Raw genomic sequence first — 13,643 nt, 5'->3', positions numbered from 1 at the left:
CGGTCTGTTCCAGGGCGCAGTTCTGGACAAATCTCGTCGATGCGGTGGGCCGCGCGGTCGCCCTCGCCTTCTAGATCCGCTGATCGAACCCCGTGCGAGGTCCGGGCGCGGTGGTCGGGCGAGCCGTCTCACGGGGCGCGACCGTCGGCGTCTCACCGGTCGATCGAGCCATGAATTCAAGGCTCCACGACCGAAGCTTTCCGTCTTCGAGTGTCATCGTCCCTGAGAGATCTTGAGCCGTCGCCGATCGCGCCACGTAGAGCCCATAGGTGGCGTCCTGCTCGGCCTCGTTGCGCGCAGCCTTCCGGTCCGTGTTGAACGCTTCCAAGGCTTTCTGGGCCGCCCTCATCGCGTTGAGCCCGGCCACCTCCTTGAATTCTTTTGCGAGTTCGGGATCGTCTTCGAAGAGTTTCTCGATCTTCGCCTTGTAGGGGCTGTCGGTCCTGACCTTCCCGAACGTGTCGAGCTTCAGATCGATCGGTTCGTCGATGGGCACCCCGACGGCTTTCAACGCGGTGCTCAGGGCGCTGGCCAGCTTGCCGGTGCGTTCCGCGACGATCTCGTCGAAGGACCGGACGGTGAAGGTCCGCGAGACGGATTCGTTCGGCGCGGCAGGCCCGGTGGCGGTGCGGGCCGGACGGCTTCCGAGCGCCGCCTTCGCGGATGCGCTGAGATCGAGAACGACGGCGGGCATCGCCGTCTTGGCCGTCTTGGCCGCCGGGGGTGCCGCTGTCGACCCGGTCCGCGGATCGGGAGCAAGCCCGCTTGGCGTCGCGCGGCTCGCTGCCGCCGGTATCGTCGTCATGTTCCCGCTCGCCATCTCCGGTACGGCTCCATCATGGACAACGAAGTCTAAGCCACCATTAAACCCTCGGTTGTGTCGGTGTGCGGATGGCGGCCGACGGAAGTTCCGAGACGTCGCACGGGTCTTCAAGAAGAAGCCGCCTTGGCGGGACGTCGGCGTGCCCATCGTCGGCACGGCACCGGTCTCGCGGCGCGAGACATGCCCCACCCCCGGACCGAAGACCGAAGACCGAACTCGGCACTTGCACCGGAAGTCTCATCGCGAATAGTGTCAGGTTATGTTGACACTCGCCGACTCGCCGAGCCTCGCGACGACCCGGTCTCCCCGCCCGCACGCGGTGGTGATCGGGAGCGGCTTCGGGGGGCTGGCGGCGGCGGTGCGTCTCGGCGCGCGGGGCTACCGGGTGACGGTGCTGGAGCGGCTCGACCAGCCCGGCGGCCGGGCCCGCGTGCACCGCCAGGACGGCTTCACCTTCGATGCCGGGCCGACCATCGTGACGGCGCCGTTCCTGTTCGAGGAGCTCTGGAGCCTGTGCGGGCGGCGCATGGCCGACGACGTCACCCTGGCGCCGATGCTGCCCTTCTACCGCATCCGCTTCCCGGACGGCGCCACCTTCGACTACAGCGGCGACCCGGAGGCGATGCGGGCCGAGGTGGCGCGGTTCTCGCCCGGGGACGTTCCCGGCTACGAGCGCTTCATGGAGCGCAGCGCCGCGATCTGCCGGGTCGGGTTCGAGGAGCTCGGGCACGTCGCCTTCTCCTCGGTCCGCGACATGCTGCGGATCACCCCGTCCCTGCTGCGCCTCGGCGGCCACCGCTCGGTCTACGACCTCGTGGCGCGCCACATCCGCGACGAGCGGCTGCGCACCATCTTCAGCTTCCACCCCCTGCTGATCGGCGGCTCGCCCTTCCGGGCCAGCGCCATCTACTGCCTGATCGCCCATCTGGAGCGCCGCTGGGGCGTGCACTTCGCCATGGGCGGCACCGGCCGGCTGGTCGACGGCCTGGTCGGCCTGATCGAGGGGCAGGGCGGCGCGATGCGCTACCGCGCGGAGGTCGCCCGCATCGACGTGGCGGCCGGACGCGCCACCGGGGTGACTCTCGCCGACGGCACCCGCATCGCCGCCGACATCGTCGTCTCCAACGCCGATTCCGCCGAGACCTACCTGTCCCTGCTCGGCGGGGAGGGCCGGGCCTGGCACCGGGCGAAGCTCAAGGCCTCGTCCTCCTCGATGGGCCTGTTCGTCTGGTACTTCGGCACGAGCCGGCAGTTTCCCGACATCGCCCACCACACCATCCTGATGGGGCCGCGCTATCGCGAGCTGATCGAGGACATCTTCGTCCGGAAGGTGCTGGCGCCGGATTTCAGCCTCTACCTGCACCGCCCCACCGCCACCGACCCGCTGCTGGCGCCGCCGGGCTGCGATGCGTTCTACGTGCTGGCGCCGGTGCCCAACCTCGCCGGGGGACAGGACTGGTCGGTGCTCGCGGAGCCCTACCGGCAGGCCATCGCCGACAGTCTGGAGGCCTCGGTGATGCCGGGCCTGAAGGACGCCATCGTGACCTCCCGCGTCACCACGCCGTCGGATTTCGCCGGCGACTTCCTGAGCTATCGCGGCTCCGGCTTCGGGCTGGAGCCGGTGCTGACGCAATCGGCCTGGTTCCGGCCCCACAACGCGTCGTCGGCCTTCCGGAACCTCTACCTCGTCGGCGCCGGCACCCATCCGGGTGCCGGGCTTCCCGGCGTCCTGTCCTCGGCCAAGGTTCTCGATACGGTGGTGCCGGATGCGCGTCTCTTCGCCTGAAAGCGTTCGGCCCGAACGCCCCTTCTTCGAGGCCGTCCGGCGCGGGCCGGAGCGGCCGCCGCTCTGGGCCATGCCCCATGCGGATGCGGCCGACCACGCCGCCTGCCGGGCCGCGATCCGCGACGGCTCGCGCAGCTTCTTCGCCGCCTCCGCCCTGTTGCCGGCCCGCGTCCGGCGCCCGGCCTACGGGCTCTACGCCTTCTGCCGCCTCTCCGACGACGCGGTGGACGACGCGCTGGCCCGGGACAGGCCGGCGGCCCTGGCCCGCCTCGCCGTGCGCCTCGCCCGCATCTACGACGACGCCCCCGCCGACGCTCCCGCCGACCGGGCCATGGCCGACCTCGTCTCCGCCCACCGGCTGCCCCAGGCCCTGCCCGCCGCCCTCATCGAGGGGCTGGCCTGGGACGCGCAGGGGCGCCGCTACGAGACCCTGTCCGACCTCACCGCCTACGCGGCCCGGGTCGCCGGCAGCGTCGGCGCGATGATGACCGTGCTGATGGGCGTGCGCGACGGCGCCGTGCTCGCCCGGGCCTGCGACCTCGGCGTCGCCATGCAGTTCACCAACATCGCCCGCGACGTCGGCGAGGACGCCAGGGCCGGGCGGCTCTACCTGCCGCTCGCCTGGATGCGGGAGGCCGGGCTCGACCCCGATGCCTTCCTGGCCGATCCGGTCGCGGGCCCCGGGCTGCGGGCGATCGTCGGCCGTCTCCTCGCCGTCGCCGACGGGCTCTATGCCCGCGCCGAGGCCGGCATCCCCGGGCTGCCCCGCGATTGCCGCCCCGCCATCCGCGCCGCCCGGCTGATCTATGCCGAGATCGGCCGCGACCTCGAGCGCGGCGGGCTCGACCCGGTCGCCACCCGCGCCCGCGTTCCCGGCCGCCGCAAGGCCGTGCTGATGGCCCGCGCCCTGCTGCCGCTGGCCGCCTCGTCGGCCCGGACCGGATCTGCGCATGCCGGATCTCCGCATGCCGGATCTCACCTTGGCGGAGTTGCGCCCGGCGAGTTGGCCCTGGCCGAGACCGCCTTCCTGGTGGAGGCCGTCGCCGCGCAGCCCGTGCCGGTGCCGCCGGCCTGGTGGAACGTTCCCGCCCAGGCCACCCGGGTCCTCGACCTCATCGAGACCCTGCGCGAGCGCGAGGGCATCCTGCCGGTCGGGCCGTGACCGATCCGCTCTTCGCCGCCTTCGATATCGGCCTGGTCTTCGCCCTCGCCTTCGGGCTGGCGATCTGGCAGCTCGTCGTCCTGAAGCGCGGCATCCGGCGCGACCGGGCGGAGGCCGAACGCGCCGCGGCCGAGCGGGCGAAGGGCCCGCCGGCCTGACCGGACTTACCGCGTCCGGCGCGGCATCCGGAACGGCAGCATCAGCCGCACCAGCGGATGACTGTAACGCGAGAGTGACAGACTCTCGTGCATCGGGGTCACCGCTTCGCCGCGCAAGGTCGACCGTATACACGAGCGCGCGTAGAACGGCGTATTCTCCAAAGTACGCGCGACCTCGACACGTCCATCGTCGCTGCGCGTGTCACGCCGCATGCGCCAGAACCGCGTCGGCGGCAGCGCGGCGGGCCGCGGCGGATCGATGTCCCGGGGCGTCCCGTCGGCGGCAAAGCACAGGGTCAGCTCCTGCCGGCTGCCGTCCGTTCGGTTCACGTCGTAGAGGATCGCCGCCCCGTCGCGCAGGTCGGCCCGGCACCAGGTCCAGTCGCGGAACGCCGCCTCGAGCGACGTGTCGCCATGGTTGGTGTCGAAGTAGGCGGTCCCGCGCCAGGCGATCCCCGGCTCCTCCAGCGCCACCTCCACCGGGGAGGAGGGCGCCATCGGCCACCAGCGATGCTGGCCCCGGGCGTCGAGGTGGTGCGGTCCGGGCGTGAAGCCGCCCGGGCGCAGGCGCACCGTTCCCCGGACCCGCGAGGGGATCGGCGCCGTCACCTCGTCGATGCGGATCGTCAGCGTGGTCCCGTCCCAGGACAGGCCGCTCGGTCCGATCCGGATCTGGTCGGCGTCGCGGTGGAGGCTCGCGCGGCCCCGTTCGGTCATGCAGAAGCGATTGGCCCGCTCCCCGTAGAGCACGACGTTGACGGCGCAGTGATCGAAGGGGTCGCGGGTCGGGTCCCAGGCGTAGTAGGGCGAGAACACGCTGCCGATGAAGGCGATGATCGTCAGGCCCTGCCGCCCGTCCGCGCTCAGGGCGTCGACGTACCACCAGACGTAGCCGTCGCGATCCACCCGCGTATCGAAGCGCGGGCGCCATTCCGGTCCCGCAGCAGGCTGTCCGCCGCGATCCGCCCGGACTGCGCCGCCATCGGCACGCCCGGCCCCGGATGCACGCTCCCCCCCGCGAGGTAGAGGCCCGGAATCCGCGTGCGGGCACCCGGCCGCTTGAACGAGGCCATCCAGCCGTGGGACGCCCGTCCGTAGAGCGCTCCCGCCGATCCCGGGAACAGGCGCGCGAACTCCGCCGGCCCCGTCGTCACCGGCTCCGCCGTCTCCGAGAGGGTCAATCCGCTCGCGCTCAGGCGCCGCCGCATCGTGGTCACGCATGTCTCGATCTCCGAGGGTGTGAAGGTCCGGGCCGGGGCGTTGACGAGGCAGAGCAGGCGCTCGGGCCGGGCCGAGGGAAACGGCGTGTCGCTCCGGTCCTGCGCGCAGACGTAGACGGTGGGGTCGTCCGGCAGATGCCCGGCACGGATACGGGCGAACTCGGCCGCGTAGTCACCGGAGAAGAACACCGTGTGCCGCGAGAGCGGAAAGCCCTCGGCGCGCGCCTGCAGGCAGAGGGTGACCGCCGAGAGCGAGCGGTCGGGGGCCGGGACGGGGTCGGCCGCCCGGGCGGCGTCCCGTCCGAGGAGGCCGTCGGCCAGGGCCGCCACGTCGGCGTTGCAGACCACCGCATCGGCCGGCAGGCGCTCGCCGTCGGCGAGGTCGACGCCGACGACGCGGCCGCCCTGCACGGCGATGCCGCGGGCCGGCGTCCCGTAGCGGAATCCCGCGCCGCGCTCGGCCGCGAGTTCGGCGACGGCGCCGGCGAGACGGCTGAGGCCGCCGGCGACGTGCCAGACGCCCTGGCTCTCCACATGCGCCACCAGCATCAGGGTGGCGGGCGCCGCGAAGGGCGACGAGCCGCAATAGGTCGCGTAGCGTCCGAAGAGTTGGCGCAGGCGCGGATCGGCGAAGTAGGCGCCGAGTGCGCGCCACAGGGTGGTGAAGGGCTGGATCCGCCAGAGGTCGCCCATCCCCGAGAGCCCGGCCCGGCGCGTCAGGTCGATCGGGCTGGGGCGCTCGCCGCGGATGAACGGCCCTTCCAGGGTGGCGTAGACCTCGGCGGCCCGGGCGCGGAACCGGCGGTATCCGTCGCGCTCGCGCGGCCCGGCGAAGTCGCCGATCGCCGCCTCGGACGCTTCCGGATCGGCGTGGAGATCGAGCGCCTCGCCGAGACCCCAGGCATGCCGGGCCAGGACCGCGGCTGGCTCCAGCGCGACATGCGCGGCGAGATCGGCGCCGCACTCGGCGAAGATCTCCTCGAACACCCAGCGCATGGTGAACACGGTCGGGCCGGCATCGACCGCGGTGCCGCCCACCGGAACGCGGCGCATCTTGCCCCCCGGCCGCTGGTGCTGCTCCAGCACCGTCACGTCGATCCCGGCCGCGGCGAGCCGCAAGGCCGCCACGAGACCTCCGATCCCGGCGCCGATGATGACGACCTTCACGCAGGTTCCTCCGTCAATCGGTTCTGTCTTGACGACTGTCAATAAATACTGACACTTTGCCATAGCAAGAACAAGTGACAGGAAGGACGGCCATGGACGCCAACCGTCGCATCGAGCAGGCCTTGGATGCCGCCGTCTCTCACCTCGAAGCCCCCGGAGCGCCACCTCGCCTCGCCGAGGCGATCCGCTATGCTGTCTTCCCCGGTGGACACCGGATCCGGCCGCGCCTCTGCCTCTCCGTCGCCCGGGCCTGCGGTGACGATGATCCGGCGGCCTCGGACGCCGCAGCTGCGGCGATCGAACTTCTGCACTGCGCCTCTCTCGTTCACGATGACTTGCCGTGCTTCGATGACGCGCCGCTCCGGCGTGGTCAGCCTTCGGTCCATGCGGCCTTCGGCGAACCTCTGGCCGTGCTGACGGGCGACGCCCTCATCGTGTCGGCATTCGAGACTCTCGCCCGCGGCGCGGCGCGCAGCCCGAAGCGCCTCGCCGCTCTGGTCGGTCTGGTCGCCCGGGCCGCCGGCTCGCCCTCCGGAATCGCCGCCGGACAGGCCTGGGAATCCGAGCCGACCGTGGCACTCACCGAATACCAGCAGGCCAAGACCGGGGCTCTGTTCGCCGCCGCGACGGTCACGGGTGCCGCCGCCGCCGGCGCGCCGTCGCTGCCTTGGCGCCTCCTGGGAGAGTGTCTCGGCGAAGCCTACCAGGTGGCCGACGACTTGCGCGACGTCGCCTGTCGTCAAGAGGAGGTCGGCAAGCCCGTCGGTCGGGACTCGACCCTCGGCCGGCCGAACGCGGCCGCGCTTCTCGGCATGGGAGGCGCGCTGGCGCGGCTGAAAGGGCTCGTGCGAGAAGCGGTCGAGGTCATACCGGACTGTCCCGGCGCAGAGACCCTGCGCGCCGAGATCGTGGCGCAGACGCGCCTGTTCCTGCCGGCGAGCCTCGCGCAGGAGCTGGCCTGAGGTGGCGCGCGGCGCCACGCTCGATCCGCAGGTTCCGCTCGGCGCCGGTGGACTCCGTGCCCGTTGGTACGCCCTCCGGGCCCGCATCGTGGCCGACCCGCGCTTCCAGCGCTGGGCTGCCGGCTTCCCACTGACCCGGCGCATCGCACAGTCGAATACCCGGGCGCTCTTCGATCTCTGCGCCGGGTTCACCTATTCGCAGACCTTGTTCGCCTGCGTCCGCCTGGATCTCTTCGACATCCTGTCGGATGGGCCGGTCCCGGAAGCGACCTTGGGTGCGCGCATGGGCCTGCCCGCCGAAGCTGCGGCACGCCTTCTCAGGGCGGCGGCCGCCTTGCGCCTGATCCGGCGCCTGCCGGACGGGGGCTATCTCTTGGCGGATCTCGGTGCCGCCCTGGTCGGCAACCCGTCGGTTGCCCGGATGATCGAGCATCACGCCCTGCTCTACGACGACCTGCGCGATCCCGTCGCGCTCCTGCGCGGCGAGGCGGGGCGGACCCGTCTCGCAGGCTACTGGCCCTATGCGGGCGAGGATGGGGTCGGTCTGCAGGCGGAATCAGTGGCGCCCTATAGCGGCCTGATGTCGGCCTCACAGGCCTTGATCGCCGAAGATATTCTCGACGCCTACTCGATGCGGCGCCACGCCTGCCTGATGGATGTCGGCGGTGGCGAAGGCGCCTTTCTCGCGGCGGCGGGCCGAACGGCGCCTGCGCTCCGGCTCCGATTGTTCGACCTGCCGGCGGTTGCCCGGCGTGCGGAGGATCAGCTTGCGCGGTCCGGGTTCGGAGACCGTGTCGAGGCGTTCGGCGGCAGCTTCCTCTTCGATCCGCTCCCGCATGGCGCCGATGTGATCACCCTGGTGCGGGTCGTCCACGATCACGACGATGCGGCCGTCCGCATCCTGCTCAAGGCCGCCCGGGAGGCGCTGCCCCCGGGCGGGCGTCTGGTCCTGGCCGAGCCGATGAGCGGCACGCCCGGCGCAGGGCCGATCACCGACGCCTATTTCGGTCTCTACCTGCTGGCGATGGGGAGCGGGCGCTGCCGCACGGTCGAAGAACTGACGGTGCTGCTCGCCGAAGCTGGGTTTGTGCAAACCCGCGAACTCGTCACCCGGCGCCCGCTCCTGACGCGCCTTCTCGTGTCCACGCGATAAGACAGCGATACGCGTAAGTTTAGCTTGACGTTCAAAAGTGTCTATCTAGGATGACATAACGAGTCTAAAGCGAAACGGACCGAGTCGGTGGATCAGGGGAGGGCAGGCTCGATGCAAGCGAACGCCGTCGTCCTTCGCGCTCCAGGCAAGCTCGGCATCGAGCGCCTGAACATCGACGCTCCCACCCCCACCGATGCGGTCGTCGCCGTGCGTTGGAGCGGAATCAGCACCGGGACCGAACGCCTCCTCTGGACGGGCCGGATGCCTGCCTTTCCCGGAATGGGTTATCCGCTGGTGCCCGGCTACGAGTCCGTCGGCGAGGTGGTGGAGGCCGGTGCCGACAGTGGCGTCCGGGTCGGACAGACCGTCTTCGTGCCCGGTGCCCGGTGTTTCGGACCCGTGCGTGGGCTCTTCGGCGGGGCTGCCTCTCATCTCGTCAGTGCCGGGGATCGGCTGGTGCCCATCGACGAGGCCTGGGGGGAGCGCGGGGCCCTGATCGCGCTGGCGGCCACCGCACGCCATGCCCTCGCGGGCATCGACCTGCAGCGTCCGCTCCTCATCGTCGGCCACGGCGTGCTCGGGCGTCTGGTCGCGCGGATCGCCCAGGCGCTCGGCGGAAGTCCTCAGGTCTGGGAAACCAATTCCATTCGCCGCTCGAACGACGAAGCATATCCCGTTCTCGCTCCGGATGGGGACGACCGGCAGGACTACGCCACGATCCTCGATGTCAGCGGCGACTCCGCGATCCTCGATACGGCCATCGCACGTCTCACCCAGGGTGGTGAGATCGTCCTCGCCGGCTTCTACGAAGACCGTCTCGGGTTCGACTTCGCGCCGGCCTTCCTTCGCGAAGCCCGTATCCGCGTGGCTGCGCAATGGAGGCCGGAAGATCTCGCCGCGACCCTCGCGATGATCACTACCGACCGCTTCTCTCTCGACGGCCTCGTCACCCATCGGCGCCCGGCCGCGGATGCTCCCGATGCCTACCGCACGGCCTTCGGCGAGCCCGAATGCCTGAAGATGATCCTGGATTGGAGAGCCGCATGAACATCCAGCTGAAGAACACGCAGCTGAACGGCGGCGCCCTGAAGGCCTCCGATGCTCTGCGTACCGAGGCCGGCATCGAGCCCGACCCCGTGCCGGTGGTCGCCACTAAGGCCACGCAGATCATCGCGATCTACGGCAAGGGCGGCATCGGCAAGTCTTTCACCCTGGCCAATCTCAGCTACATGATGGCCCAGCAGGGCAAGAAGGTCCTGCTCATCGGCTGCGATCCGAAGAGCGACACCACCTCGCTCCTGTTCGGCGGACGCGCCTGCCCGACGATCATCGAGACCTCGACCAAGAAGAAGCTCGCCGGCGAGCAGGTCGCGATCGGCGACGTCTGCTTCAAGCGCGACGGCGTCTACGCGATGGAACTGGGTGGACCGGAGGTCGGGCGCGGCTGCGGCGGCCGCGGCATCATCCACGGTTTCGAGCTCCTGGAGAAGCTCGGCTTCCACGAGTGGGGCTTCGACTACGTCCTCCTCGACTTTCTGGGAGACGTGGTCTGCGGCGGCTTCGGCCTGCCGATCGCCCGCGACATGTGCCAGAAGGTCATCGTCGTCGGTTCGAACGACTTGCAGTCGCTCTACGTGGCCAACAACGTCTGCTCGGCGGTGGAGTACTTTCGCAAGCTCGGCGGCAACGTGGGCGTGGGCGGCCTCGTCATCAACAAGGACGATGGCACCGGCGAGGCCCAGGCCTTTGCGGCAGCCGTCGGCATCCCGGTCCTCGCATCGATCCCGGCCGACGACGACATCCGGAAGAAGAGCGCGAACTACGAGATCATCGGCCGGCCCGAGAGTCCCTGGGGATCCCTGTTCGCCGACCTCGCGCAGAACGTCCACGAGGCGGCGCCGAACCACCCGACGCCCCTCAGCCAGGACGGGCTGCTCGGCCTGTTCAAGGGCGAGGCCGTCGGCCGGGGCGTCACCCTGGTGCCCGCCACCTTCGAGGACATGTGCGGCACGACGCAGGTCGTGAAGCCGTCCCTCGAAGTCGTCTACGACGAGGTCTGACGTATCATGGCCGTCACCCTCGACATCGCCGATCTCCGCGCCCGTAAGGAGCGCCCGGCCTCGAGCCTGGCACCGGTGCCGTCAACTTCCGCCGAGCCGGTGAACCTCGCGGCCACGAAGCAGGATGGTCTGGGTTGCCACTCCGGCAAGGACACGATGCGGGCGGCCGCCGAGGCCGCCGGCATGTCCGACACCCTGGAACAGTTCCGGCAGGACTATCCGACCGGCCCGCACGATCAGCCTCAGAGCATGTGCCCGGCCTTCGGCTCGCTCCGGGTCGGCCTGCGGATGCGCCGTACGGCGACGATTTTGTCCGGCTCGGCCTGCTGCGTCTACGGACTGACCTTCACCTCGCATTTCTATGGGGCGAAGCGGAGCGTCGGCTACGTGCCCTTCAACTCCGAGACCCTGGTCACCGGCAAACTGTTCGAGGATATCCGCGAGGCGGTGTTCCAGGTGGCCAAGCCGGCCGACTACGACGCCGTCGTGGTCATCAACCTCTGCGTGCCCACCGCTTCCGGCGTGCCTCTCCGCCTCCTGCCCAAGGAGATCGACGGGGTCCGCATCATCGGCATCGACGTTCCCGGTTTCGGCGTTCCCACCCATGCCGAGGCCAAGGACGTTCTGGCCGGTGCGATGCTGAAATTCGCCCGCACGGAGGCCGAGCAGGGTCCCGTCCAGGCCCCCCGTACCGGCCGGGCCGAGCGTCCCACCGTGGCTCTTCTCGGCGAGATGTTCCCTGCCGATCCGGTGGTGATCGGTGGCCTCCTGGAGCCCCTCGGTCTCAGCGCCGGTCCAGTCGTTCCCACGCGGGAATGGCGCGAACTCTACGCAGCGCTCGACTGCACGGCTGTGGCGGCGATCCACCCGTTCTACACCGCGTCCCTCCGCGAATTCGCGTCGGCCGGGCGACCGATCGTCGGCTCTGCGCCTGTGGGGCACGACGGCACCGCCGATTGGCTCGACCGCATCGGCGAAGCCTGCGCCGTGCCGCGCGCCACGGTCGAGGCGGCGAAGAACCGCGTTCTTCCCATGATCAAGGGTGCGCTCGGGGCCAATCCGATCCGGGGCCGGATCACCCTGTCGGGCTACGAGGGCTCCGAGTTGCTGGTCGGCCGTCTCCTTGTGGAGAGCGGCGCGGACCTCGCCTACGTGGGCACCGCCTGCCCCCGCACGCCGCATTCCGAGGCCGACCGGGACTGGCTCGAGGCCCGGGGCGTCACGGTGCGCTACCGGGCGTCCCTCGAGGACGACCTCGCGGCCCTGATGGATGTCCGGCCGGACCTCGCCATCGGAACCACGCCCGTGGTGCAGAAGGCCAAGGCGCTCGGTATTCCCGCTCTCTACTTCACCAATCTGATCTCGGCCCGTCCCCTCATGGGCGTGGCCGGCGCCGGGTCGCTTGCCAAGGTCATCAACGCGGCCCTCGGCAACCGCGCGCGCTTCGACGCCATGCGGGACTTCTTCGACGGCGTCGGCGAGGGCCACGCCGCGGGCATCTGGGAAGACGTGCCGAAGCTCCGGCGGAACGTCGCTTCGGCGGTACGGGCGAAACCCGCCCATGATCCGATCGGGGAGATGGCCTGATGCTCATCCTGGATCACGACCGGGCCGGCGGCTACTGGGGCGCCGTCTACGTCTTCACCGCCATCAAGGGCCTGCAGGTCGTCATCGATGGGCCTGTCGGCTGCGAGAACCTACCGGTGACCTCGGTGCTGCACTACACCGATGCTCTGCCGCCGCACGAGCTGCCGATTGTCGTCACGGGCCTGGCCGAGGAGGAACTCGGCCGCCACGGCACCGAGGCGGCAATGAAGCGGGCGCACGCCACCCTCGACCCGGCCCAGCCGAGCGTGGTCGTCACCGGCTCGATCGCCGAGATGATCGGCGGCGGTGTGACGCCGGAGGGCACTAATCTCCAGCGCTTCCTACCGCGCACCATCGACGAGGACCAGTGGCAAGCTGCCGACCGCGCCATGGCCTGGCTCTGGAACGAGTACGGCGCCCGGCGCTTCGCCAAGAAGGGCATCCCGGCCCGGCCGCCACGCCGGGAGGGCGTCAAGCCGCGGGTGAACCTGATCGGGCCCGCCTACGGCACTTTCAACATGCCCTCGGACCTCGCCGAGATCCGCCGCCTGGTGGAGGGGATCGGAGCCGAGGTGAACCTCATCTTTCCCCTCGGCTCGCACCTCGCCGACGTACCCGCCCTGGTGAATGCCGACGCCAATATCTGCCTCTACCGCGAGTTCGGCCGCCTGCTCTGCGAGGCCCTGGAGCGCCCCTACTTCCAGGCCCCCATCGGCATCCATTCGACCACGCGGTTCCTACGGGCACTGGGCGAGGCGCTGGGCCTCGACCCCGAGCCGTTCATCGAGCGGGAAAAGCACACCACGATCAAGCCGATTTGGGACCTCTGGCGCTCGGTGACGCAGGATTTCTTCGGCACAGCGAGCTTCGGGATCGTGGCTTCAGAGACCTACGCACGGGGTGTCCGGCACTTTCTCGAGGACGAAATGGGGCTGCCCTGCCATTTCGCGGAGTCGCGTAAGGCTGGCACCAAGACCGACAACGCCGCCATTCGCGAGATGATCGCGAGGAACCCGCCGCTGGTACTGTTCGGGTCCTTCAATGAGCGGATGTACGCGGCCGAAGCTGGCGCGCGCGCGGTGTTCGTGCCGGCCTCGTTCCCGGGCGCCATCATCCGGCGGCACACGGGCACCCCCTTCATGGGCTTCGCAGGTGCGACCTACCTGGTCCAAGAGGTCTGCAACGCGCTGTTCGACATGCTCTTCCATATCCTGCCGCTGGCCCGCGACATGGACAAGGTCGAGGCGACACCGGCGCGCCTCCACCGCGAGCTGCCCTGGAACGAGGCGGCCCGCGCCCGGCTCGACGAACTGGTCGAGGCCCATCCGGTGCTGGTACGCATCTCGGCGGCCAAGCGCCTGCGTGACGCCGCCGAGCGCGTCGCACGCGTGGAGGGCAGCTCCCGCATCTCCCTCGACCATGTCGAGCGTGCCCGCGCCGAGGCCAGCCTGGGAGCCGCCGCATGATCGCGCATCCAGGCCTCAGCCCCCATTCCCTTCCCGGACGGAGCGGCGCGGCGCCGTCCGACCGGCCGATGCAGATTCCGCGCGTCCCGAACCGGATGC

General features: G+C 70.5%; 12 protein-coding genes. 9 read left to right on the top strand and 3 right to left on the bottom strand.

What is annotated here, in order from left to right; all coding sequences use genetic code 11:
• Window positions 1-70: 70 nt before the first annotated feature.
• A complete protein-coding gene (locus ACXJY8_RS14260) occupies window positions 71-805 on the bottom strand; it encodes a hypothetical protein (RefSeq protein ID WP_463769940.1) in 735 nt (244 codons plus the stop codon).
• A gap of 277 nt (window positions 806-1,082) precedes the next feature.
• Between ACXJY8_RS14260 and ACXJY8_RS14255 the strand changes: the two genes are divergently transcribed.
• From ACXJY8_RS14255 to ACXJY8_RS14245, 3 genes are all read left to right on the top strand, one after another.
• On the top strand, window positions 1,083-2,609 hold the full coding sequence (locus tag ACXJY8_RS14255; protein ID WP_463769938.1) for a phytoene desaturase: 1,527 nt from the start codon (window positions 1,083-1,085) through the stop codon (window positions 2,607-2,609).
• 70 nt (window positions 2,610-2,679) lie between these two features.
• Window positions 2,680-3,771: a phytoene/squalene synthase family protein gene (locus ACXJY8_RS14250; RefSeq protein ID WP_463780635.1), complete on the top strand. Its 1,092-nt coding sequence runs from the start codon at window positions 2,680-2,682 to the stop codon at window positions 3,769-3,771.
• Window positions 3,768-3,929, top strand: a complete 162-nt coding sequence (locus tag ACXJY8_RS14245) for a hypothetical protein (protein ID WP_463769936.1) — start codon at window positions 3,768-3,770, stop codon at window positions 3,927-3,929. Before ACXJY8_RS14250 ends, ACXJY8_RS14245 begins: the two co-directional genes overlap by 4 nt.
• A gap of 6 nt (window positions 3,930-3,935) precedes the next feature.
• On the opposite strand, the gene ACXJY8_RS14240 is transcribed toward ACXJY8_RS14245, so the two are convergent.
• Both ACXJY8_RS14240 and crtD read right to left on the bottom strand, forming a co-directional pair.
• Window positions 3,936-4,835 (bottom strand): carotenoid 1,2-hydratase family protein, encoded by a 900-nt coding sequence (locus ACXJY8_RS14240; RefSeq protein ID WP_463769934.1) that lies wholly within the window; start codon window positions 4,833-4,835, stop codon window positions 3,936-3,938.
• Window positions 4,793-6,379 (bottom strand): 1-hydroxycarotenoid 3,4-desaturase CrtD, encoded by a 1,587-nt coding sequence (gene crtD / locus ACXJY8_RS14235; RefSeq protein WP_463769932.1) that lies wholly within the window; start codon window positions 6,377-6,379, stop codon window positions 4,793-4,795. Before crtD ends, ACXJY8_RS14240 begins: the two co-directional genes overlap by 43 nt.
• A 29-nt stretch (window positions 6,380-6,408) precedes the next feature.
• Here crtD and ACXJY8_RS14230 point away from each other — a divergent pair, with 29 nt between their 5' ends.
• The 6 genes from ACXJY8_RS14230 (at window position 6,409) to bchZ (ending at window position 13,544) form a co-directional block, all read left to right on the top strand.
• Window positions 6,409-7,278, top strand: coding sequence for a polyprenyl synthetase family protein (locus ACXJY8_RS14230; protein ID WP_463769930.1), 870 nt, complete (start codon window positions 6,409-6,411; stop codon window positions 7,276-7,278).
• A gap of 1 nt (window position 7,279) precedes the next feature.
• Window positions 7,280-8,431, top strand: a complete 1,152-nt coding sequence (locus ACXJY8_RS14225) for a methyltransferase (protein ID WP_463769928.1) — start codon at window positions 7,280-7,282, stop codon at window positions 8,429-8,431.
• 111 nt (window positions 8,432-8,542) lie between these two features.
• A complete protein-coding gene (gene bchC, locus ACXJY8_RS14220) occupies window positions 8,543-9,478 on the top strand; it encodes a chlorophyll synthesis pathway protein BchC (RefSeq protein WP_463769926.1) in 936 nt (311 codons plus the stop codon).
• Window positions 9,475-10,491: a chlorophyllide a reductase iron protein subunit X gene (locus tag ACXJY8_RS14215; RefSeq protein WP_463769924.1), complete on the top strand. Its 1,017-nt coding sequence runs from the start codon at window positions 9,475-9,477 to the stop codon at window positions 10,489-10,491. The genes bchC and ACXJY8_RS14215 overlap by 4 nt, the downstream gene beginning before the upstream one ends.
• 6 nt (window positions 10,492-10,497) lie before the next feature.
• A complete protein-coding gene (gene bchY, locus ACXJY8_RS14210) occupies window positions 10,498-12,078 on the top strand; it encodes a chlorophyllide a reductase subunit Y (RefSeq protein WP_463769922.1) in 1,581 nt (526 codons plus the stop codon).
• Window positions 12,078-13,544 (top strand): chlorophyllide a reductase subunit Z, encoded by a 1,467-nt coding sequence (bchZ, locus tag ACXJY8_RS14205; protein WP_463769920.1) that lies wholly within the window; start codon window positions 12,078-12,080, stop codon window positions 13,542-13,544. Before bchY ends, bchZ begins: the two co-directional genes overlap by 1 nt.
• Window positions 13,545-13,643: the final 99 nt, after the last annotated feature.

This window comes from Methylobacterium sp. TK31 (genome assembly GCF_055361545.1).
This window is presented reverse-complemented; position numbering and strand designations above follow the sequence as displayed.